The 23,126-nt window shown below is 60.7% G+C and carries 16 protein-coding genes and 4 pseudogenes; 9 read left to right on the forward strand and 11 right to left on the reverse strand.

Annotated features, from left to right (window positions below; translation table 11 throughout):
* Positions 1 to 2: 2 nt before the first annotated feature.
* The 3 genes from tnpB to KZO24_RS30065 form a co-directional block, all read right to left on the reverse strand.
* Positions 3 to 278 (reverse strand): IS66 family insertion sequence element accessory protein TnpB, encoded by a 276-nt coding sequence (gene tnpB / locus KZO24_RS30055; RefSeq protein ID WP_486487998.1) that lies wholly within the window; start codon positions 276 to 278, stop codon positions 3 to 5.
* A gap of 7 nt (positions 279 to 285) precedes the next feature.
* Positions 286 to 630, reverse strand: coding sequence for a hypothetical protein (locus tag KZO24_RS30060; protein WP_486487999.1), 345 nt, complete (start codon positions 628 to 630; stop codon positions 286 to 288).
* 73 nt (positions 631 to 703) lie between these two features.
* Positions 704 to 1,006 (reverse strand): hypothetical protein, encoded by a 303-nt coding sequence (locus KZO24_RS30065; RefSeq protein WP_486488000.1) that lies wholly within the window; start codon positions 1,004 to 1,006, stop codon positions 704 to 706.
* A gap of 816 nt (positions 1,007 to 1,822) precedes the next feature.
* Between KZO24_RS30065 and KZO24_RS30070 the strand changes: the two genes are divergently transcribed.
* Positions 1,823 to 2,821: an ROK family transcriptional regulator gene (locus tag KZO24_RS30070; protein ID WP_486488001.1), complete on the forward strand. Its 999-nt coding sequence runs from the start codon at positions 1,823 to 1,825 to the stop codon at positions 2,819 to 2,821.
* Positions 2,822 to 3,555: 734 nt separating this feature from the next.
* On the opposite strand, the pseudogene KZO24_RS30075 reads toward KZO24_RS30070, so the two are convergent.
* A pseudogene (locus tag KZO24_RS30075) lies at positions 3,556 to 4,734 on the reverse strand (IS256 family transposase).
* Between the two features lie 312 nt (positions 4,735 to 5,046).
* Here KZO24_RS30075 and KZO24_RS30080 point away from each other — a divergent pair.
* From KZO24_RS30080 to KZO24_RS30100, 5 genes and pseudogenes are all read left to right on the forward strand, one after another.
* Positions 5,047 to 7,917, forward strand: a complete 2,871-nt coding sequence (locus KZO24_RS30080; RefSeq protein WP_486488002.1) for a TonB-dependent receptor — start codon at positions 5,047 to 5,049, stop codon at positions 7,915 to 7,917.
* Between the two features lie 157 nt (positions 7,918 to 8,074).
* Positions 8,075 to 8,963, forward strand: a pseudogene (locus tag KZO24_RS30085) (ROK family protein).
* Between the two features lie 72 nt (positions 8,964 to 9,035).
* The gene (locus KZO24_RS30090; RefSeq protein WP_486488451.1) at positions 9,036 to 10,307 is read left to right on the forward strand and encodes a sugar porter family MFS transporter; all 1,272 of its coding nucleotides are present in this window, start codon (positions 9,036 to 9,038) and stop codon (positions 10,305 to 10,307) included.
* A complete protein-coding gene (locus KZO24_RS30095; protein ID WP_486488003.1) occupies positions 10,304 to 11,803 on the forward strand; it encodes a glycoside hydrolase family 32 protein in 1,500 nt (499 codons plus the stop codon). Before KZO24_RS30090 ends, KZO24_RS30095 begins: the two co-directional genes overlap by 4 nt.
* Positions 11,804 to 11,861: 58 nt before the next feature.
* Entirely contained in the window at positions 11,862 to 14,141 is a 2,280-nt protein-coding gene (locus tag KZO24_RS30100; RefSeq protein ID WP_486488004.1) for a LamG-like jellyroll fold domain-containing protein, read from the forward strand.
* 63 nt (positions 14,142 to 14,204) lie between these two features.
* On the opposite strand, the gene KZO24_RS30105 is transcribed toward KZO24_RS30100, so the two are convergent.
* From KZO24_RS30105 to KZO24_RS30115, 3 genes are read right to left on the reverse strand one after another with little or no spacing between them, the layout of a single operon-like run.
* The gene (locus KZO24_RS30105) at positions 14,205 to 15,407 is read right to left on the reverse strand and encodes a PepSY-associated TM helix domain-containing protein (RefSeq protein ID WP_486488005.1); all 1,203 of its coding nucleotides are present in this window, start codon (positions 15,405 to 15,407) and stop codon (positions 14,205 to 14,207) included.
* A 2-nt stretch (positions 15,408 to 15,409) separates the two neighbouring features.
* Positions 15,410 to 16,954 (reverse strand): TonB-dependent siderophore receptor, encoded by a 1,545-nt coding sequence (locus KZO24_RS30110; RefSeq protein WP_486488006.1) that lies wholly within the window; start codon positions 16,952 to 16,954, stop codon positions 15,410 to 15,412.
* On the reverse strand, positions 16,951 to 17,514 hold the full coding sequence (locus KZO24_RS30115) for a TonB-dependent receptor plug domain-containing protein (RefSeq protein WP_486488007.1): 564 nt from the start codon (positions 17,512 to 17,514) through the stop codon (positions 16,951 to 16,953). Before KZO24_RS30115 ends, KZO24_RS30110 begins: the two co-directional genes overlap by 4 nt.
* A gap of 244 nt (positions 17,515 to 17,758) precedes the next feature.
* Between KZO24_RS30115 and KZO24_RS30120 the strand changes: the two are divergent.
* Positions 17,759 to 17,996 (forward strand): annotated as a pseudogene (locus KZO24_RS30120) (hypothetical protein); the annotation flags it as partial.
* Here the strand turns inward: KZO24_RS30120 and KZO24_RS30125 are convergent.
* On the reverse strand, positions 17,983 to 18,933 hold the full coding sequence (locus tag KZO24_RS30125) for a histone deacetylase family protein (protein WP_486488008.1): 951 nt from the start codon (positions 18,931 to 18,933) through the stop codon (positions 17,983 to 17,985). The pseudogene KZO24_RS30120 and the gene KZO24_RS30125 overlap by 14 nt on opposite strands.
* 231 nt (positions 18,934 to 19,164) lie before the next feature.
* On the opposite strand from KZO24_RS30125, the gene KZO24_RS30130 reads away from it, so the two are divergent.
* Both KZO24_RS30130 and KZO24_RS30135 read left to right on the forward strand, forming a co-directional pair.
* A complete protein-coding gene (locus KZO24_RS30130; protein WP_486488009.1) occupies positions 19,165 to 19,767 on the forward strand; it encodes a hypothetical protein in 603 nt (200 codons plus the stop codon).
* Between the two features lie 80 nt (positions 19,768 to 19,847).
* Complete coding sequence (locus KZO24_RS30135; protein ID WP_486488010.1) at positions 19,848 to 21,476, forward strand: putative bifunctional diguanylate cyclase/phosphodiesterase; 1,629 nt, start codon at positions 19,848 to 19,850, stop codon at positions 21,474 to 21,476.
* 36 nt (positions 21,477 to 21,512) lie between these two features.
* Here KZO24_RS30135 and fabZ read toward each other — a convergent pair.
* From fabZ to KZO24_RS30150, 3 genes and pseudogenes are all read right to left on the reverse strand, one after another.
* Positions 21,513 to 21,952 (reverse strand): annotated as a pseudogene (fabZ, locus tag KZO24_RS30140) (3-hydroxyacyl-ACP dehydratase FabZ).
* Between the two features lie 13 nt (positions 21,953 to 21,965).
* The gene (locus KZO24_RS30145; RefSeq protein WP_486488011.1) at positions 21,966 to 22,262 is read right to left on the reverse strand and encodes a hypothetical protein; all 297 of its coding nucleotides are present in this window, start codon (positions 22,260 to 22,262) and stop codon (positions 21,966 to 21,968) included.
* Positions 22,263 to 22,305: 43 nt separating this feature from the next.
* Positions 22,306 to 23,109, reverse strand: a complete 804-nt coding sequence (locus KZO24_RS30150) for an oxidoreductase (protein WP_486488012.1) — start codon at positions 23,107 to 23,109, stop codon at positions 22,306 to 22,308.
* Positions 23,110 to 23,126 lie beyond the last annotated feature (17 nt).

A 23,126-nucleotide genomic window follows, 5' to 3' on the forward strand; every position in this document is an offset into this window, starting at 1 on the left:
TATCAGCCAAAAATCAGCGGCCTGCGCGCCTCCTGAGCGGGCAGTTTCTTCCAGTCCAGGCCCGACAGCAATGCTGTGCATTGCGGTCCGCTCAGGACCATCGTGCCGCTTTGCATGGGCGGCCAGAAAAACCTCCCACGGTCGAGCCATTTCGTCGCCAGGACCGCGCCTGACCCGTCGTGACGGAGCAACTTCACCTTGTCCGCGCCCTTGTTGCGGAACACGAACACATCGCCCGCACAGGCATCATGCCCAAGCACGTGCGTCACCAGTCCCATCAATCGGTTATCCGAAGATGTCTTTCAATGTCACTTTGCCTGCAGTGAACGTTGTCTTGTTAGTGATCCCCCAGTTCTTGATCCGGAGGTAGGGTGTGCCTCTGGTTCCATCAGGCGGGGCCGTGCCGGCTTCGCCAAAGTCCGCCTTGTAGCGGCCGAGCGCCTGTGCGCGCGCAAGCATTGCCGGAAGATCCTGCAGAGGTTGGCCGGCGTCGATCGCAAAGAAGCCCGAAGCCGTAGCGCCAATCTGTTGTCCGATGACGGTGGGCGAGCCATTCAGCGGATCGACGGTGGTATAGCCAATCAGTCGCAGGGCCGATCCGTGCTCGCGCTCGTTCAGGTAATCAAACACGGTGTAGCTGGTGAACCGCCCCGGTTTCAGCTCGACCGAAGGGCGCAGGGCGTGATAGTTCTGGTCGTCGTAGTCACGACCCGTGCAGACGTCTCTCGTGAAGCCGTCGCGATTTCGGTACTTTCCGGCCAGGCGCAGCGCGAGGACGCCGTCGATCAGCGGGATCGTTTACCGCGCCGTAGATGTCCTTCAAGTCGTAATTGCCGTACTGTATGGCGCCCTCGGCTTCAAACTTGGTAAGGTCGGGATGCTTCGCTTCGACGAGCGCGGCACCGCCGGTCATATTGCGGCTAAACAAGGTACCCCGGGCGCCCTTCAGCACCTGCACGTCCTTGATATCATAAAAGGCGGTGCCGAACCCGTACGTGCGCGGCATTACGACTTCAGCGAAGTGAGCGCCCACTGGCGGATCGGTCAGCAGCTGCGCCTCGTTGGCCGCGGATGGCGTAGGAGACGCTGGTGCGGCTGGCACTGTTGCGGGTCACCGCAAGCGAGGGGCCTGATACTGCAGGTCGTAGGCATCGCGAACGCCACGTTGGATGCTGACCCGATGCTTTGGCGGTCCTGCTTGGCTGGATCACGTGCGGAGGTCCCGGGGCGGGAGTATTGATTAACCACTGCTGCAAAGTGCGCCCGAGGGAAGCGGCAGTAGCGATTAAAAACCAGAGGTTCGCAGGATAAATGCGTCTAAGCGCGGGGGCGGGGCAAGACAACCGGAAGAAACGCCACCTGTAGCCCGGCGGCGCTGTAAGCAGGTGCCCGCAGCCAGTGCCGTTGAGAGGAGGGGCATCAGCTGCGGGCGCGCACCGACGTTTTGCGATAACGGGATTGTGTTCCGTTAATCGTCCACCGACGCTACCTACCGACTAAATCTACAATTGTTATTTAGTTCGTCAAGGGAAGAATCGGACCCTCTATCGTTTGCGGGTCGCGATTGTGTGCCAGTCTGCCTGTGGTCCGCACACGCTCCGGCGTTGAGCGGAGGCTCGCGGCTATCCTCTGACGATCCCCGGCACGAAATGTGGGGCAAGATCACACGCTGCTCATGCTCGTTCACAGCACTCCGTAGATGCGGTCAAGGTGACCTGACTTTGGGCGACGCGGCACCAGTTCATCTTGCCGGGTGAAGTCATCGTGACGTCGTGTGACACATCGGCTAGAGCCTCGGCCGGGGCATGCCAGGGCGAAGGAGTTGACGATCACCATGTTACTTGGAAGCAACGTTAATGGGGTGCGCCGCTATAATGAACGCCTGATGCTCTCGATCATACGCCGCCGTAATGGCGCTTCCAAGGCCGATCTTGCGAAAGCTACCGGGCTTTCTCCGCAGGCGGCAGTTCGCATTGTCGAGGATCTCGAGTCCTCGGGGTTGCTTGTCCGATCCGGAAAGCGAAAAGGCGGCATGGGCCAGCCATCCACGATCTACAAGATCAATGGCGATAACGGTTATACCATTGGCATCGAGATCGGCCGAACAAAACTGGTCTGCGCTTTGCTTAACTTCAATGGAGACGTCCTGGCCATCCGAAATAAAAGCGTCGATTTCCCCGATCCAAGCGCCGTGTTACGGGAAATCCAGGAGTTTTCGGCAGAAGCGCTTGGCATGATGAGTCCTCAACAGCAGGCTTCCTTTGTTGGCTTCGGCATCGCGATGCCATGGTTCATCGGTGAGTGGCGGAACGAAATCGGCGTTACACCGGAGCAGGGACGTGCATGGGAAGATCTCGATTTGGAGACCTTCTTCACATCCAACCTGAATGCGCCGGTCATGTTTGAAAACGACGGCAATTCGGCGGCACTCGCCGAGATGCTCTGCGGTCAGGGCGCTGGAATCGACAACTTCCTCTACGTTAACATCGGTACCTTTATCGGCGGCGGGTTGGTCTTGCGCGGACAGCTTGAAGATGGCCGCAATGGAAATTCAGCCGCGTTGGCCTCTATACCGGTACCAAAAAGAGCCGGTGCCGGGCATGATTTTCTACTTCACCGAGCGTCGCTTTACGAGTTTGAGCAGGGCGCGAAAGAAAGAGAATTGGTCATACCCGACGCCTGGCTCGATGAATGCGCCGATGCACTCGCATTTGCTATAGTAGGCGCAAACAGTTTGCTTGATCTGGACGCTATCATAGTCGGGGGGCTTTACCTCCTCCGAGCCTCGAGTCGCTGCTTTCCAGGCTTGAAGCTCGAATAGATGAAGATAGTCCACCGGACTTTTTCAAACCACAAATCATTCAAGGTCATATTGGCGGTGATGCTGCTGCCATCGGCGCGGGATTACTGCCGCTCCATGCAACATACCTGCCAAATCTCAAGTCGCTTTTGAAAAGCAATAAAGCGTAAACCGTCCGTCGCCGATACAGATGCTGCCTACGCTCGCAGCTTAGGCGATTCCATGTGGTTGCACGAACAGGTGGCCGGACGTCGAGGCGACATGGTCGAATGCAGTAGACACAATTTTCCATTGATCATGGTTGGGTCGCCCCCCGCATCGCCCGGCGGCAATGCCGGCGCAGATTTTGACCCCGGTGCAGGCGCGTCGAAAGCGTGGTGCCTGAGCGGTGGGGCATTTTCCCTTCCCGGTGAAAATATTCCGTCCCGGACGGCAGTCACGGTCGACTGCCCGCACCGGCGTCCCCATCGGCCCTGAGTTTGCGTCGCCCTCCGGCCGCTGACAAAGTCCCGCTCTGACCCGCCGGTATGAGCGTCCGGGTCCAGATCAGGGGTATCGACCCCAGATCGGGTCCCGACACGCGTGTCTTGCTGCCCACCGTGGGCTCGCCCTCCGCAAGTATCTTGTTTTGAGGTAGCGCGTTGATCTGCGCGACACCTGTGTATGCGCTTCGTCCACTTGTAGATCACAAGAGCACACCCGGCATATCCCCTCGATTGAGCAACCTCACGTATTGAAATTGAATCGGGTCGGGATCATGCGTCCCGGCATTCCCATTTGATGTAGGCCTTGTTATCGCAGGCCCATATTTCGTCGATTTCGACGAGAACGGGGGACGAGGCGCAGGAGCGCCTGTTCGTTGGGGAAGACCCTGACCTTGACGGTACGGCGCTTGAGCTCCTGCTGGAGAGCGCGCTCGATCGGGTTAGAGGTGCGCAGTCGCCGGCGATGGGGCTCAGGCAGGGTGAAGACAGCCAGGCCTTCGGGAATGGCGTTTTCGAGCCACGCGGCGAGCTTGGGCGCGGTTTCGCTATAGCCAGAGACGAGCTCTTCGAGCGCGGTCTGTGCCTTTGCCAGCGAGCTGGCATTCCAGACGCTGCGCAGTTCGGAACCGATGCGGGCCCGGATGGCGACGTTGGGAGCATGATGGATGGCATTAGCGGCAAGGTGGAACTGGCAGCGCTGCCAGGTGGCCGACCCGAGTACCGCCCGGCGAGCGGCGCGCAGGCCTGCATGATCATCCGACACGATGAATTCGACGCCTCGCATGCCGCGGGCGACCAGGTCATCGGGGAAGCCGCGCCAGTGGACCTCAGCCTCCGACAGGGCGACACCGACACCGAGCACCCGGCGGCGCTCGTCAGTTCCGATCCCGATTGCAGAGAACACCGCAGCATCGCGCACAACGCCGCCCTGACGCATTTTCTCGTACCGCGCGTCGAGGATGAGGTAACGGATCTCGCCCAGTGGGCGGGTCCGCCACGCCTCCAGTTCCTCGTCAAGCAGGGCCGCAGCCCGGCTGACCTGCGAGGAGGACATGCCTTCGATGCCAAATTCGCGCAGCACCGCCTCGGTCTGACGGGTGGAAACACCCTTCACGTACATCTCCGCCACCGCCAGCATGACCGCGCGCACGGAGCGGCACCCACGCTCCAGCGATTGCGGGTAGAAAGGCTGCCCGTCATGACCGGCGGTCTTGGGGACTGCCACATGCACCGTGCCGGCTGGCGTATCGATCCGCTTGGGCTTGTAGCCGTTCGCATAGCCACGCCGGTCGGGCGTTCGCTCATAGCGCTGCGCGCCCAGAAAGCGTTCACGCTCGATGCGCATCGCCATCTCGATGGTGCGCGCGAACACGGCCGCAATCCCTTCGGGCCGTGTTCGATCAACTGTTCCAGTACCGCCTCGATCGCTGTATCGTCGCGTTTGTCCATTCGTCTGCTCCATGGTTGGGTAGTGACTCCATGGAATGCTGAAGATGGGCAGCCGGTGCCGGGGCATGCCCCGGCACCGGCTTAACGGTCCCCACCCGAATGAATTTCCATACCTCTGGTTACACAACCATCCCCTCTTCGATGGTTGCGAAGGGCTCGTCTCTTCTCGCTGCAGAAGCTGCGCATAGATCCAGCCGAGTTTTCTTCCCGGCCCGACAGCCGCGATTGACACGACTAAATCACCTTTATAGATATAGTCACGTTACGCCAAATATGGCGGGTCGGCGCGCACTGCGCGGGAGGAGAGTAGGCATGAAGGTTAGATCCATTTTCCTGGTGTCAGGTTCGGCGATGGCGCTTGCGGTTTGTGGGACCGCGCAGGCGCAAAATGTCGGTAGCGCGCGCAATGAACAACGCACTGCTGCACCAAGTGAGGTTGGAAAGGCCGGCGAGCCAGCCACCTCACTTGATGGCGCTGATAGCGTTGACAGCTCAGAGATCGTGGTCACCGGCGTCACCGAAGGCACGAAGAAGCTGGACGCGACCTTTTCCATCAATACCATCAGCGCGAGCGACATCACCCGTCTGGCGCCGATCAGCACGGCTGATCTTCTCGCGAATATTCCGGGCATCTACACCGAAGGCAGCACCGCAGGTGAGGCGAGCAACAACATCACCGTGCGCGGACTTCCGGTGACGGGCGGCTACCGCTACGCGCCGCAGCTGATCGATGGGCTGCCGGTGTATGAAGAACCCGAAGTTCCGTTCATGAACAATGACGTGTTCATCCGAACCGACCTCATGACCGATCGCGTGGAAGTGGTGAAAGGCGGACCAGGCGGCATTCTTTACTCAAACGGACTGGGCGCGACCGTCAACTATGTCACGCGTGAAGGTACGCAGGAGCTGAAGGGGGGATATAAGCTCGAACTGGCCGACTACGGGTTTGTTCGCAACGACGCCTTCATTTCCGGCCCCATCACGCCAAATACCACTTTTGCGGTGGGCGGTTTCTACCGCTTTTCCCAAGGCATTCGCGATACCGGCTACACTGCCGACAAGGGAGGGCAGATCCGCGCCAATCTTGTTTATCGCAGCGATGACGACACCACCGTGATTCAGCTGCAAGGTCTCTATCTCAACGATCGCACGGCGTTCTATCAGAATATACCTTTCACGGTGCCTCGGGTCGATGGGCCGGGAACCGCACAGAACCCCATCAAGCTCGATCAAAAGACCATCGAGCCGCTGGGGATCGATTTCGGAAGCGGCACGTTCGCCTCCAAATACAATCGCCGGTTCACGCAGATCGGCGAATATGGCTCGCGTGACGTGGATTTCGCAGACGGTATCCATCCCGAGTTTGGCATTTTCACCCTGAAGGGTTCAAAAGAGCTGGATTCCGGGTGGAAGTTCTCTGCGGGCCTGCGCTATACCCAAGGAACCAATGGGTTCAACGGCCTGTTCACCGGCAACGACACGTCCACTGCCGCGAACTTCCTGAATGTGCGTCTGCAGAATGACGTCATCAACCCGGCCTATAACGCCGCCAGGTCCTGCAACCTGCAGAACGCCAAGCTGGTCGGATATTTCAATGTGCCGTCGAATGCCTGCGCGGCATTCGCCGATATCAGCCAGCAAGACTTCATCAGCCGTTACGGCAAGTTCTCGCGCGTTGCCGCGATCCGGACCAACGATGGCAGCGAGGTCTCAGGATCGGAGTACCTGAACTTCCTCATACCCTTCATCGCCCGAACCAAGGCGAAAAGCGGGTCGCTCGATCTACAGGCCAAGAAATCCGTCGACCTAATTGGCACTCATCAGCTCACTGCGGGTCTGTACGGCGCGCGGTACAACTGGGACGTCAATTTCCAGCAAAGCCTGCTCGTTTCAGACGTCGGTGCAGAGCCTCATCTCGTGGACCTCAGCGTTGTCGATGCGGCAGGCAACCAGGTTGGCCCGTCGCTGACCAGTGGCGGCGCAATCGCCCAGAGCCTGGGCGGTTTCGTTACGAAATCCAGATCGCGTAATCTTGCCGCCTATGTCCTCGACCACTGGGAAACCCTGGGCGGAAAGCTCAAGCTCGATTTCGGGGCCCGCTACGAAAGCCGCAGGATCAATCTGGTTCGCCGCGACCGAAACGTCATCACCAACCTGACGCCGGTCGGAACGATCGTGGGGTCAACCGGTGACACGACTGCCGATGACGAGGTAGCATTGCCGGGGGCAGACCGCCTGTTCGCGGGAACCTACGACGCCTTTGGCTGGTCCGTTGGCGGCAATTACTCGCTGACAAACGCCTTCGCTGTCTACGGGCTCGTCTCGAATTCGTTCCGGCTCCCGAGCCTGCAGGACGCGAATGACCTTGGTCTGAGCAACAATGTCGTCGTCAACGGTGCGGCCGTCGATGCGGATCCAGTCGAACGCATACTCCAGCTGGAAGGGGGACTGCGGTATTTTGACCGGGAGTTCGATGCTTCGGTGGCGCTGTTCTACAACAATTTCAAACCGCGCGAATTCGTCAACGTTTATCGTGATTTCGAGGCCTCCAGCTGTGCCGCGGCACCGGGCGGCGTCGTCCAGATCAATCAGTGTCCGGAAGTAGCGGAACGCTACCGCCGGGGGATCCGCAACTTCGGCACCGAGATCGAGCTTGCGTGGCGCCCTGCCGCGCTCGAAGGTCTGGAACTGCGTGGCAACTTCGTCGTCCAGGACCCGAAGATCCGGGATGCCAACTACACGATCACGCAGGAGGTGAGGGATGCCCAGAACGTCCTGACCGGCTATCGCTTCGTCAACGTCGGCGAAGATGGTCGCCGGCCCCGCCGCCTGCCCACGATCATGATGAATTTCCGGCCCTCTTTCGACTTCAAGCCGACCACCGGCATTCCCGTTTCGATATTCGCTCAGGGTTTCTACTATGGAAAGCGGTATTCGGAATCGACCGATTTCAACGTGACCCAGTTGCAGTCCTATTACATCATCAATGCCGGCGCAGCCGTGGCGATCACTGACAGGATTTTCGCGCAGCTCAATGTTGCCAACCTCACCAACCAGTTGTCGTTCACCGAAAGCGATCCTGTGTTCTTCGATCTCTATTCGCCCGATGGTACCCGCAACCGCGGACTGGGACGGCCTCTGTTCGGCAGGACCGTGCGGTGCAGCATCAACGTCAGCTTCTAAGACTGCCGCGTTTGTTCCCCGATCGGACGGCGCATCCGTGGACGGCACCGCTTATTCAGGAAAGGCCCAATCGATGAACCAGTCACGCATGCTGCTTGCCGGCATCGAAGCGGGAGGTACCAAGTTTCTATGCGGGGTGACCGACATGGAGGGCAATATGGTTGCCCAGGCTCGCGTGCCGACCACCACTCCCGCAGAGACGCTGGCAGCGGTGGATCATTTCTTCGCCGAAGCCGCAAAGGCGAACGGTCCGATCGCCGTCCTGTCGATCGGGAGTTTCGGGCCGCTCTCGCTTCAGGCAACTGCAAAGGACTTCGGCGCTATCACGTCCACGCCCAAGGTCGCTTGGGAGAACGTCAACCTGTTGCAGCATTTCGAAAGCACCATGGGTGTACCCATGGCGCTCGACACCGACGTGAATTGCGCCGCCGTCGGTGAACACCTGTTCGGCAGCGGCCGTGGGCGCGACACCTTCTGTTACGTCACGGTTGGCACCGGGATCGGTGTCGGCTTGCTCGTCAACGGATCGCCTCACGGGGGCCAACCACCCCGAGGCTGGGCACATCCGGCTGCCGCGCGCGCGAGGAGATGACAGCTTCTCCGGTATCTGCCCGTACCATGGTGATTGCCTCGAAGGCATGGCCAGTGGGCCGGCGATGCTCAAGCGGTGGGGCGTACCGGCTGAAGCGCTGCCCGCAGGACACGCAGGTTGGGCGATCGAAGCCGATTACATCGCTGGCTTGTGTGCTACACTGACGTACATCGTCAGGCCCGATCGCATCATCCTGGGCGGAGGGGTCATGGAGCGACATGGCATGCACGAGTTGGTACAGGAAGCATTGTTCGCCAAACTTGCCGGATACGATGCCAGCATGCGCGACGTCGACATGGCAGGTTACGTGGTTGCGCCGAGCGCGGGCTCGTCCGCCGGTCTGGTGGGTGCCCTCGCACTCGCCTACCGCAAGGTCACGCGCCAATGGCCCGCGCACTGGCCGATAGGTCTGCAAACATCATCCACTTCTACCGAAAGCGCCGTCCATGCATGATGCCTACCGACCGCAAAGTCGCGTGACGACGGCCATCGTCGTCAGTGCCGCGGGCGCCGCCCTGGGGGGCTGCTGTTTGGCTTCGATACAGCCGTTATCTCGGGAGCGACCTCCGCTCTGCAGCAACAATTCGCGCTCACCGACGCAGCCTTGGGGTTCACGGTGGCCTCCGCGCTCATCGGAACGGTCGTCGGTTCACTGATCGCGGGGGCGCCTGCAGACCGCTATGGCCGCAAGCCGATGTTGCTGATCGTCGCAGTGGCCTATGTTCTATCGTCCCTGGGGTCAGGTTTGGCGTCCGCCTGGCTGCCGCTTCTTGCTTTTCGTTTCCTGGGCGGCCTTGCGATCGGTGCCGCTTCGGTGGTTACGCCGATCTATATCGCGGAAGTCTCTCCGGCTGAATTTCGCGGGCGGCTGGTGGCCCTCAACCAGCTCAACATCGTGCTGGGCATCGTCCTGGCCTTCCTTTCCAACTACCTCATCGCCTCGCTCATACCGGCCGATACCGCGTGGCGCTGGATGTTCGGCATCGTGGCCGTACCGTCGGCACTTTTTCTCCTCGTCACGCTCGTCCTTCCCGAAAGCCCTCGCTGGCTGGCAGTGAAGAAGATGGAGGACCAGGCCCTGGTCGTAATGTCCAGGCTGGGCTTTGCCGATCCCGCCGCCGAACTGGTGCACATGCGGCAGGCGTCGACCACGGGCTCGGCTGGAGCCGCGCCTCGGTTGTTTCAGGCGGCCTATTCGGTTCCTGTAACCTGCGCAATTGCGATCGCGATGTTCAACCAGCTCTCGGGCATCAATGCGCTTCTCTATTACGCCCCGCGCATCTTCGAACTCGCTGGCGCCGGTGCCGATACCGCGCTTCTGCAATCCATCGCCGTGGGCGGGACCAACGTTGCCTTTACCATCCTCGCGCTGTTTCTGATCGATCGTTTCGGACGCAAACCATTACTTTATCTGGGATCCTTTGTCATGGCCGCGGCGCTGATCCTGGTTGGTGTTCAGCTTGAAAGCGCTGCTCCTGACGGCACGCTTGTTCTGGTTGGATTGCTGGGTTTCATTGCTGCGTTCGCCGTCTCCCAAGGAGCGGTCATATGGGTGTTCATCTCCGAAGTGTTCCCCAGCGCCGTTCGAGGCAAGGGGCAAGCGCTTGGAAGCACCACGCACTGGGTCATGGCCGCGGCAATCACCTGGGCGTTCCCGGTTTTCGCGGCCCGGCTCGGCGGCTGGGTATTCGGCTTCTTCGGCGCGATGATGCTGCTGCAGTTCCTGTGGGTCTGGAAGTTCATGCCGGAAACGAATGGCATCGCCCTTGAGGACATGGATTTGAGGATCGCACATTGAAAAAGGCAATCACAATGATGATGGCGGCAGCTCTACTTGCATCAGGCGCCGGCGCGCAAGGTGCGGGCTCGAAGCCGGGCTTCCATTTTGCACCGGCACGCAACTGGATGAACGATCCGAACGGCCTTGTGTACTACGATGGCGAATATCATCTTTTCTACCAGTACAACCCTTATGGCGATCGATGGGGACATATGAGCTGGGGACATGCGGTCAGCCGTGACCTCATCAGCTGGACCGAATTGCCAGTGGCGCTTCCCGAAACGGACGTCATGGCATTTTCCGGCAGCGCCGTGATCGACTGGAAAAACGCCAGCGGGCTGGGGCAGGGCGGCAAGCCGGCCATGCTGGCCTTTTACACCGGCTTCGACCCGAAGACCAAAAACCAGTCCCAGTACCTTGCCTATAGCAATGATCGCGGGCGGACTTTCTCGTCATATGGGAAGATACTCGATATCGGATCGACTGAGTTCCGCGACCCGAAGGTGTTCTGGCACGGGCCGAGCAAGCGCTGGGTAATGCTCACGGTGCGCGCCGTCGAGAACAAGCTTTCGATCTATACCTCGACCGATCTGAAACACTGGGTTCACGCGAGCGATTTCGGTCCGGCTGGCGCCCGTGGGAAGAACTGGGAGTGCCCTGATCTCTTCGAGCTTCCGGTAAAGGGCGGCCGGGCGGGGGAGAAGCGCTGGGTCCTGGGTATCAACCTCGGGGACAGCGGCGTGGCCGGTGGTTCGGGCGGGCAGTACTTTGTTGGCAATTTCGACGGCGCCACCTTCAGCCTCGATCCCTCGTGGGGAGATGAGGCGCAGTGGATGGATTACGGTGCAGACTTCTACGCGGCGGTTTCCTGGAATGATCTGCCCAAAGATGATCCGCGCCGGATATGGATCGGCTGGGCCAACGACTGGCGATACGCGAATGCCATTCCGACGTATCCTTCGCGCGGCCTCATGTCCCTGCCGCGAACGGTAGAACTGGTAAGGACCAGTGCCGGATACCGTATCGCCCAGGCTCCAGTGCGCGAGCTGGAGAGGCTGCGAACGGCGCACCGGACTGTGACAGATCTGGCGCTGGGCGCAGAACCCGTTGCGTTACCCGTAAAGGGCGATCGGGCAGAAGCTCTCTTCGACATCGATACCCGGTCGGCGGAGCAGATCGTCATCGCCTTGACCGATGAAAAAGGGTACCAAACTCTCCTTGGCATAAATCCGCCGGTGGGCGAGGTCTTCATCGACAGGACGCGGTCCGGACCGCATTTCCATGATGCTTTCTCCGATCGTCATGTCGCGCCTGTCGACCTCACCTCAGGGAAAGTCACGCTGCGCGTGATCGTCGATCAGTCGATCATCGAGCTCTATATCAACGATGGGACCAAAGTGATCACCGATCGCTTTTTCCCCGGCGGGATCGATCTGAACTGGTCCGCCTCTGTCAGGGGCGAGGCAACGATCCGCAAGCTGGACAGCTGGGAGTTGAACCCGCCTCCCGGATAACGCGCCATGCAGACCGATGCTCTGCCCGAATATCAATTGTTCTCGCGAGGAGAGGTCTGTGCGCCATCGCGCCAGCATCAGCCTTGTCCTGCTGGCTGCGGGTTGCCTGCCCGGTGCATCGATTGCGCCGTCACGCCCGTCCGCGGCTGAGGATCGAGCCGGCAATGATGTTGCTGTGCGATGGAGCTTCGATCCGGGGCTCGTGTCTCCTGTCGGGCACGCCGGCGCTACCATCCATACGCAGTTCGCTCGGCCTGAGGAGGTGCCTGGTGTGGAGGGAGTGGCCTGGCGTTCCGACGGGTTTTCAAGCTGGATATCCGCGCCGCTTCGCCTTGATGAACGCTCTGGTTTCACCGTTGCGGGTTGGGTCGCGCTTGAAAGCTATCCCTCGGACCGGGAAGTGCCGGCAGACGAGTTGGCGCCGGCCTCCTTCTTCAATCAGGCTGATGCCAGTTCCGGCTTCGATCTGTTCATCGATACGTTCGGAAGGTGGGGGCTGCGCCTCTCCACCGATAATGGTGAAAGGACAATCTCGAGCCCGGATTTTCCGCTCTCAAGATGGGTGCACATCGCCGCTACTTATGATCCACGTGCCGGCAGCGCCTCATTGTATCTCGATGGTAAGGCTGTCGCACGCCTATCGCTCCGGCCCGGCTCGATCGTCAAACTGGCCCATACTGACTTGCGTGTAGGGCGCAGTTGGCGCGATGCGATGTCCGGCCCGTTTCGGCTCAATGGGCTGAACGCGGCCTTCGATGACATACTCGTGCTGCGGCGCCCGCTATCGGCTGCCCAGGTTGATCATGAGGCGCACCGCATCGCGCCGCCGCCGGCCTCGCGCTCATTGGTGGTTTCGGCCTCGCGCTTTGCTGGCGATATCCATCGCCCGGTATATCATGCGATGCCTCCGGCAAACTGGACCAATGAGCCTCACGGCTTGATTCTCCGGGACGGCTGGTGGCACCTGTTCTACCAGCGCACGCCGAACGGGCCTTTCAAGACGCAGATGAATTGGGGCCACATGATGAGCCGCGATCTCGTGGGTTGGACACATCTTCCCGACGCCTTGCGACCGACGTTGCAGAGCGATCGGTTTGGATACGATATGAAGGGGATCTGGTCCGGGACGGTCGTGAGCGCGTCCGACGAAGCCGCATACGCCTTTTATACCAGCGTCAATCACTCCCGCGACTATTACAACCCCGGCATCTCGATGGCGGTCAGCAGGGACCCGGATTTGCGATCCTGGCGAAAGCTGGGACCGCTGCTCGGTACGGCTGGCCTGCGCGATATGCGAGACCCTGTCGTCTGGTTCCAGGACGGCGAATGGCGGATGCTGGTGGGCGCCGCACTGCCTGGAGGCGGTGGGCTGGCCTATTATCGATGTGCCGACATAACCCGTTCGGGATGCTGGACGAGACAACCGCCAATCGCGCCTTTTACCGAAATGGACGTCGGATCCGAGATCTGGGAAATGCCGGTCTTTGAACGTATCGGCGGGGACAAATATGTCCTGCTGGTGAACCCGATCGGGAGAACTGTCAGCAAGTATGGCAGCCCTGGTACGCGCGCCGTGTACTGGATTGGCTCTTGGGACGGTATGGCCTTCCGGCCGCATGATGTACGGCCGAAGAATCTCGACGTCATTCCTGGCCACCTCAGCCCTACTGTCGCCCGGGAGAAGGAAGGCAGGCTCATCGGGATGGGGATCGTCGACGAGCGTCGTTCCGCCTTATCTCAAAAGGCCGCGGGCTGGGCGCATGCTTTCAGCCTGCCGAGGATCTGGCGGCTGCTGCCTGACGGACATACCCTTGGGCAAGCGCCAAACCCGGCTGTTGCCGGTCTGCGGCTAGCACAGGGCGCAATCGATCGCACACTTCGTGACGTGTCCGGTTATCAGGAAGTCGGTGACCTGGGGCGAGCGATTGAGATAGAGGCGGACTTCGGAGCAGCCCCTCCTGCCGCGCCTTACGGTCTGATGTTCGCCAGGTCGCCGGACGGGTCCGAAGCAACCCGCTTGATGTATGATCCCCGGCGGCAGGTCGTCACCCTCGACACGCGTACAGCCAATCTGGAATGCAGCGGCGAGGGTCCGCGAGAGATCAAAGGTGAGTACGATGAACGCGCATTTGGCAAGCCCAGCACCTTCCGCGTCTTCATTGACCATTCAATAGTCGATGTATTCATTAATAATGCTGCTGCCTTTTCTTTCAGGGTATATCTCTGCGACAAAAAGGCTGCGCTCTTCGGTGTTGCGGCCAAAGCAAAGGGTAGCATTCGAGTTCAGGCGTGGTCGTTGAGACCAGCCAGAGCAGCTTACGACTTGAATCTGAAATAAATAATTCGAGTATTTGAGATTATTCTGCCGTATCTGAACGGAGGCGGTGGATGCCTCCCTTCCTTAGCTAGCCCCGCTAATCGCGCCCGGCGTCAATACCAGCGCTAGGACGACCAGAGCGGTGCAAACATAGCCCCACGCGCCCATCCCTGCCCAGGCGATCCGACCCGCCGTCCGCTGGTGTCGTTCGGCTTTCTCGAGACGTTTGGCGTAGATAATGACACCAGTGACTGACATTCCCGTCAGCACCGTGCCAAACAGGAACCAGATGACCTTCGTCGCCAGCCCGCCGAAAGTCCCGAAGTGCAGCGGATCGGCCATTTCCGAGATCCGTTGGTGAACGTCGAGGTCGACGCCATCGAGCGTAGTCAGCACATGGCCGTCGGCAGGGTCTACCGCCAGACCGTTGGCGCGGTCGCGAACCAGCCAGGCGCTGTCCTGCCCCAGCATCACGATGCCGTTGTCCTCGGTGAAGCGGATCTCGCGAATGTCGAGTTCTGGACGGATATGCCGCGCCGCCGCGATGAGACGGTCAAGCGCCGCGCCGGTCGGCGCAGGAACCACCGTCTCGACTTTCGCCAGCTTCGGCACCGCCGCATTGGCGCCGAGCGTCTCGACCAGGTACCACACGCCCGTCAGCGCGATGAGGGCGACGAACCAGAGGCTCCACAGCCCGCCAAGCCGGTGCAGGTCGCCGCTCAGCCGGCGCGCATCGCCGCCCCGGGGCAGCCGGAAGAAGCCGCGCCACCACTTCTTGTAGGTGACGATGCCGGTCACCAGCGAGGCGAGCAAAAGCAGCGCCAGCGAACTTACCAGTGGAATGCCGATCTTCGTTGGCAGCATCAGGTGGCGATGCACCTGTCGCAGGAAGCGGTGCACGTTGGCCCAGCCATGCGTGCCGGCCACCTTCCCGCTCCAGGGGTCGATATAGACGCGGCGGGGCGCGCCCTTTCCCATGTCGACCCACGCCTCGGCGGTGAACCAGGGGTCGATCGGTGCGTAGAGCGTCTGCAACCGGCCTTGCGGCTCGGCCTTTGCCGCAGCCGCGGCAAGCGCTCCCCAACTAGCGCGGGGGCCATCTTGCGGAGAGACCCGCATGGCCGGCGTCACCAGCCAGTCGATCTCGTGCGCGAAGACGGCAAGCGTGCCGGTCGCCAGCACGAAGGTCATGAAGATCGCCAGCTTCAGCCCCGCCCAGCTGTGGACCCGCCACCAGAGCGAGCGGCCTTTCTCGCCGCCCACTTTCTTGCTGCGCGCCTTCGCCACGGTCAGAACCTGAAGCGCAATTCGGCAAGGAACGTGCGCGGCTCGCCCGGGAAGTGCCCGCTTTGCGCGGAGAAACCCGATGCCGCGTAGACCTTGTCGAAGATGTTATCGACACGCAGCAGCAGTTCGGCAAAGCCGAGGCCCTTGGTGATCGAGGCATCGAAGATCGTGTAGGTCTTCACGGTTTGTCCGGAAAGGCTGATACGGCGAGACACGTGCTCGCCGCCAAAGGCGAAGGCGGTGCCGATCGCCGGAACCTGATAACGGGTCCAGAAGCCCACCTTGTGCTTGGGCGCATTGGCGAAGCGGTCGCCCACGGCATTGGTGATCGCCTGCCCCTCTGCGGTGCCGGTGATCTTCGTGTCGTTGTAGCCATAGTTCACCAGCAGCACCCAGTCCGGCATGATGTCGGTGGTCAGGTCGATCTCGAAGCCCTTGCTCGTCACTTCACCGATGGGTGCGAGCTGGTCCACGCCATTGACCGGTTCCTGCGCGGGATCGACCTGCAGGATGTTCTTGCGCACGATCCGGTAAACCGCGGCATTGGCCTGAAGGCGCCCGTCGAACAGCTGCGTCTTCACACCGCCCTCCAACTGGTTGCCGGTGACCGGTGAGAACGGGCCGCCCGCATCACTGTTCTGGTCGGCGGCTGCCTGTGGCTCGAAGCTCTGCGACCAGCTGGCGTAGAGCGAGACGTCGGGACGTGGTTTGAAGATCGCGCCTCCCCGGAAGGTCACGTCGCTGTCGGTATAGGTGGACCGCCCCGAGACGGTCCCGCCGCTGCTGGTGGTCACGCCGTCGTCGAACTTGTCGTAGCGCACGCCTGCCACCAGTAGCAGGGCGTCAGTCACGCTGATCTGATCCTGAAGATAAGCACCCTTGCGCTTGGTCCGCGTGTCGGTGGTGGTGAAGGGCAGCAGCGCCGCGCGCGCCGCGTCACCCGCGCCGCTGCCGTAGACCGGATTGCTGAGGCTGAGCGAGGTCACGCCGCTGCGCAGGATGCGTGAGTGCAGCAAGCTCTTTTCGTCATACCAATCCGCACCGGTCTGGAACTTGTGCTCCATGCCAAGCACGTCGACCCGCGCCGTCAGGTTGGCCATGAACGACAGGCCGTGGACAGGACGGATCTGGTCGCGGAACTCCCTGCGGACAAGATCTGGATTGGCGGGATCGAGGCCGCGTGGCTCGTGGTACTGCTGCTTTTCGGTGGCCTTGAAGTAGCGCACACCCGCATCGAAGGTGACGCGATCACCGATCGTCGTCGCGTAGCGGGCCTGGTAGGCCTGCGAGCGCAAGTTGAGGAAGTCGGTCTTCTCGTTGGCATTCCAACGGATGCTGGTCAGGAAGTTCCCGTCATCGTCGACCAGCACGCCGCGCAGACGGTTGGCCTGAAGCTCACTGTCGTAGATCGTCGCCTGCAGCGTCAGCTTGCCGCCTTCGTTGGTCTTGATGGCGATCCCGGCGTCACCAATCCGCGACTTGTTCTGCGTGTTGCGGCGATAGGGGTCCATCGATTCATAAAAGCCGCCAAGCCGGTAGGTGATCACGCCGGCGCCGTCGACCGGGCCGGTGGCTTCGGCCGACAGGCCGACGCGATCGTACGTGCCGCCGGTAAGGACCGCACGCAGGCCGGTCTCGTCCGAGGGGTCTTCGAGACATAGTTGATGATGCCGCCCGGCGATCCGGGACCGAAGAACAGGCCCGCCGGACCTTTCAGCACTTCGACCCGCTCGATGTTGAACAGTTGCGGGACCGAGAAGCCGATGAACGGATTGCCGCGCTGCCCATCGTAGAACGACTGGTCCTGCCGGAACCCGCGGAACGTGACGCCCGCATAGCTGAAGAAGCTGACGCCCGAGATATTGCGGTAGATGTCCGTCGCATCGCGCGCGCCCTGATCTGCGAAAAGCTCGGCGTTGATCACCTGAACCGCCTGCGGGATGTTCATCGGGTCTTCGGCGACCTTACCGACCGTCGCCTGCTCCACCCGGTAAAGCCGTTGGGCGCGGCCTGTGACGATGATTTCACTGCCAGTGGCCGACGCTTCGTCCGGAGCCATTTCTTGCGCGTAAGCCGGGATGGCGACGCACGACACGGACGCGATCAACGCTACCTTCAAAGCTTGCAAGATGTATCTTCCCCGTTACCATAGTGCGAATTGCTCGCAATATGGTCCGGCGCATAAACACCGCGGCCGCCAAAGCAAGTGCTATTGCGACGTAATCGCATAATATCCCCCTTGCTGAGGGCGTGCACCGGACCGGAAAGGGATCGATTGCCCGACGGCCTCAGAGCCATGCGAGCTGAGGCATTCAGCTTGCATTCGTCATGACCCGCGATAGGCGCACGCCATGATGAACATTCCGAGGGACCAGCCGCAACGCTGTTCGATCTGGATGGCAAAACGCCGGTGATCGGATCGATGCGCGAATGCGTGATGCGCTTCTCGCTTTTTCAAACCGTTCGCCAAAGAGCCGGCGCGCATCCTGCTGACACGACCTGTGTTCCGCGAAGGCCGCCGAGACCCGCACCTGGATTCTCAGTCCCGATGAGATTGAAAGGGTTGTTGAGCGGCTCAATGCTGAAAAGGGAAGCGGCAAGATAGCCTCGCGCAATCAGGCTGGATCCCCGCACTGGTCGCGGCGGAAAGGGCGAGGATGGTGCGCGCGTGCCGCCAGGCCACAGCTTCACGGTCCGCGCCATAGCCACCGCCTAGCGTACTCGCCAATGGAATAGCGCGCCGCTTCGCCTCGTGCGCAACATACCGATCGCGGTCCGCTAGGCCTTCATCGGTCAGGGACAGCCGCCCAAGCCTGTCGTCCACATGGGCGTCGACACCTGCCTGCAGCAGGATCAGGTCCGGCACGAAATGATCCAGGACCATGGGCAGCGATCCGGCCAGAGCTTCGAGATAAGCCGCATCGCCCGTTCCATCGGGCAGCCCGATATCCAGCGACGAGCGCGCCTTGCGGGTGGGGAAGTTCTTCTCGGCATGAATGGAAAGCGTGAAGATGTCGCCGTGCCCTGCGGTGAGGGCGGCAGTGCCATCGCCCTGGTGCACGTCGAGATCGAGGATCAGGATGCGCGAGGCGTCACCTTCCTTGATCAGTCTGTTGGCGGCCGGCGCCAGATCATTGAACACGCAATAGCCCGCGCCGGTATCGGCCAAGGCATGGTGGCTGCCGCCGGCGGAATTTGCGGCATACCCATATTGCAGCGCCAGCTTCGCCGCGAGCCATGTTCCTCCGGGGGAAAGCTGCGATCGCCGGGAAATCCGCTCGTCGATCGCAAAGCCGATGCGGCGCTGCTTGGTCGCCGGAATCGAGCAGCTGATGACTTCGCCGACATAAGCAGGATCGTGGACGGCTTCGAGCCATTTTCGCGACATGACGTCGGGTGCATGGACCGTCATCTTTATCCCGCTTTCGCTCAGCGGGCGCATGACCAGCGCGTACTTGTCATGCGGGAAAGTACCCCTACACTCGGTCTCGACCACAAAACCGGCGTGATGGACGACATGCAGCATGGCCTTGCAGGTATAGAGCCAGCGCTCACAGGTCGAGCAGCATCGCGGGGCGTAGGGAGCTGGCGACTTTGCCGAAGGCCTGTCGGCTTCCTCACTTTGGGCGCCGAAGCGGAGCGATCGTCATCGGTCATTTGCGGACTGAGGCGAGCAACGACGTGATGCATCTTAACAGAAACGAAGTCCTTACAATCCAGCGTCAAGTGCTCGATTTCGGAAAGATAGATATGCGAGGTGTGCCTGATCTCAGCTAAGCAATTGGGATGGAAATTTTACCGCACGTTAATGCGTTTCATCCAATTTAGATCAATGGCACCCTTCCACGCCACGCTCGGTAAAGCGTATCATGTCGCACTACGCGCTTCGCGAGCCAGCAGCACGTCTAACACCGCACTGCTGACTGTCCTGGTGTGCCTTTCGGTCCTCACCTCAGTCCTTATCGTGAGCTTCCTTGTGTCTCACGCGGATGAACACGCTGATCGGCTGGCAGCGGTTTCGATATCTGGTGCCATCGATCGCGAACGTTCTCGGATCAGCAACGAAGCTTACATCAATGCACATTGGGACGATGCATTTGCTCATGCTTATGGCTCAATGCAGGACCCGTGGATCGTGTCGCAATGGGGAACGCCCATCGGCTTGGCTTACGTAATTGATGCGCATGGACGTACGCTATTCGCGCATCTGCCGGAAGGGCACGAGCCACCACTTACTGAGTTGATCGGCTCACGAACGCTGGAGGCCTTGCTGGCCAGAGTTCCCAGTGACGAAGCCGCCGTGAGGCGACGGGGCGACGCAGTCGTCCTCCTCGGAAAGGCGGGGGGACGCCGGCACTGATTGCGTTTTCGCCGATTGTTCGGGAAAGAGGCCCGTCAACGCTCGACAAGTCGATCTACCGCATTTTCGTCGACATACGCTTGCTTGACCACAAATTGCTGGACGAGTGGGGAAAAGGCTTTGGTCTTAAGAATCTTCGATGGCTATCTGAGGGTAAAGGCTCCCGAGACGAAGCCTGGACAGATGTGCGCGATTGGTCGGGAGCGTACATTGGCACGATCGTCTGGAAACGTCTTGCTCCGGGATCATTGGCTGTCCGCGAGGTGCTACCGGTAATCTGTTTGTGCATCGCGTTGTTTCTGGCAGTTGCAACGGTTATCGTGCGCCGGGTGCGAAGTCTCAATCGAGAATTGTCGGCACAGTCCCACACCGCAGCACAAGCGAGCCGGCAGGAGCGCGAGGCACGCTTACTCGCTGACAGCGACGAACTTACGGGGCTCTACAACCGACGGCGCTTTTACGCCGATTTAGAGAATGCAGCGACCCCGGCCAATGTCAATACGATGACCGTCGGATTGATTGATCTAGATCGCTTCAAGCACGTGAACGATACGTTTGGCCATTGGGTCGGCGACGCCCTCCTCAAGGAAGTCGCCCGTTTGTTTCGCGATGCGGCCGGAGGCGCTGCCACGCTCTATCGCATCGGCGGGGATGAATTCGCCATGATCCTATGGCTGGATGGTAATGCGGCGCTGCGGCTCGCCGAGCGGATGTGCGTGCTTGTGGAAGCCCCGATGCGGATTAACGACCGTCAGGTGAGCATCGGGGCGTCGATAGGGCTCGCAGCTTTTGTCGACGCTGAACTGAGCCCGGTAGAGCTTGCAAAGCGAGCAGACCATGCCCTTTACCACGCAAAGCGTGAGAAGCCCGGCACTGCCCTCCAATTCAGCCCGGAACTCGAACGACGGATAACTGACGACCGTACAATCGAGGCCGCATTACTTTCGAGCGAATTTGAAAGCGAGCTGCAGTTTGATGTACAACCCATCATTTCGATGAGAACTGGCACTGTCGTGGGCGGCGAACTTTTGGCGCGGTGGACAAGCGAGAGACTTGGCGTTGTCGATCCGCAGCGCTTTGTCGAAATAGCGGAACGTAGCTCTCTGATACATACGCTAACGCGACGCGCGATGGGTCAAGCCTTGGAGCTCCTCGAAGTCCTGCCGGTCGGCCGAACCCTGTCAGTAAACGTCTCGGCGTGCGATCTAAACAGCGCTGAGACGGTCAATACGATTCTCGACATGGTCAGCCGCTCGCCCATCGATCCCCGCCGCCTCTGTATTGAAGTGACAGAGACCGCAGTAATGCGAAACCTCGACGCTGCGATCAATGCACTTAGCCGGTTTCGGGCGATGGGCATGGAGGTGGCGCTCGACGATTTCGGGACCGGATACTCCAGTTTAAGCAATCTTCACCGCCTGCCACTCGACAAAGTCAAGATTGATCGCAGCTTCGCCCTGGCCCTTGACAACGCATACAGCAAGCCGATCGTTCACGCGGTAATCGGCCTATGCACTTCGCTTGGATTGGTAAGCGTCGTAGAAGGCGTTGAGACTGTTGCGCAGGCGACCCAGCTGCAAAACATCGGTTGCGATCTGATGCAGGGATATCTCTTCAGTTATCCGCTTAGTTCTGCCGTTTTTCTAGAATTTTCATCATGTTGGTCTTCCCAGCTTGCCGAGCGGCCCTTGCCCGAGCAGTCTATGTGAACGGACCACGCCGTCGGCGTTCATCGAAGGGGCCAGCTATGAGGCCTTATCAGCGATCATCGTGGTAAAATTCGCATCTAACGTCATCTTGCCGTCGATGCTGGCCCCGCTGCGAAACTTGCTGACGCGAGCGCGGCTCTGGACGAAGCGCACCTTGAGATCGAGTAGAATACCGGGCTCCACCGGGTCACGAAACGTCGCCCCCTCGATACCCATGAAATACTGCCCACGAGGCCGAGCGTTTCCACCGCGAGGATCCCCGCCGCCTGCGCGAGCGCCTCATTCTACAGGACGGCCGGCATGATCGGGCGGCCAGGAAAATGTCGCTGGAAGAAACCTTCGTTCATGCTGACGGCCTTGATCGCATGGACGGCCTCGCCTGGCACAAGACTCTTTACGCAGTCCACCAGCAGCATGGGGTAGCGGTGCGGCAAGGCAGCCAGTATCTGCGCGATGTCGCGCGCGCGTTCGCTCATGCTTGCGAGGCTATTAATTCCGTCCGGTGATCGCGCGCACGATCGCGGCTTGCGGATCGCCAACCCGGTCTGTGCGGCCCGACGGCGCTGGATAAGTCACATTCCGACCGGTAATCCCGTTCACAATCGCGGTCTGCGGATCGAAGGGCTTGCGGATCTCCATCGGCACCCTTTGGGCGACAGCGGTGTGGCGCGATGTGCCGGTGATCGTGTCGATCGCGACCTGCTGGATGTCGCGCGCCGCCTCAGCCGCGTCAGCCGGCACGCCCGCGTTCCCGCTAATCGCGCTCGCCAGAAACAGGATAAACATGACAGGCTCCTTCTTAAGTGATGGGGTCGCTCGCAGCGCTTGCTTAGGGCTTGAGGCCAAAGGTTTTCCGGATGCCCTTGTCGACCGGAGCGGCAGGCGCGAAGCGCCGCAGGATGTTCAGCAGCTTGGCGCCGCGGTCCGCCGGGTGGCGCATCTGGTATCTGCCCTCTATTGCAGCCAAGATCCGTGCCGCGACCGCCGATGGCGCGGTGCCGCCGGCAACCTGCTTCTGGATTGCATCGAGAGTGCCCTGGAGTGCCTCGGCATAGGCAGGGATATGGTCCTCTGACTGCCAGGCACTGGTGTCGAGGCTCGTGCTGGTGAAATTGGGCTCGACCAACATGACGCGCACGCCGAAGTCGCGCACTTCGTGATCGAGGGATTCCGAAAGGCCCTCGAGCGCGTGCTTGCTGCTCGCATAAAGGCCCATGAACGGCGCTGGGAGGAAGCCGAGCACCGAACTCACATTGACGATCAGGCCGGCGCGCTGGGCCCGCATGACTGGCAGGACGCCGCGCATAACCCGCAGGGCTCCGAACAGGTTGGTGTCGAACAGCGCCTGTGCTTCGCTGTCGCTCGCCGCCTCGACGGGGCCGACCAGCGACACGCCGGCATTGTTGACGACGATATCGATGCGCCCGGCTTTCCCGAACACATAAGCGACGGCTTCGCGTACCTGCGGGTCATTGCACACGTCCATCGCGACCAGTTCGATGCCGGGGACGGGACGCACCTTGTCCGGGCTGCGCGCACCGCCGAAGACGCGGTAGCCCGCCTCGGCCAGCGCCTTGGCGGTCGCCTCGCCAATCCCTGAGGATACGCCGGTAATCAGCACAGTCTTTTGCATGGCCTGCTCCTTTGGGG

The organism is Novosphingobium sp. NFX11 (assembly GCF_057376415.1).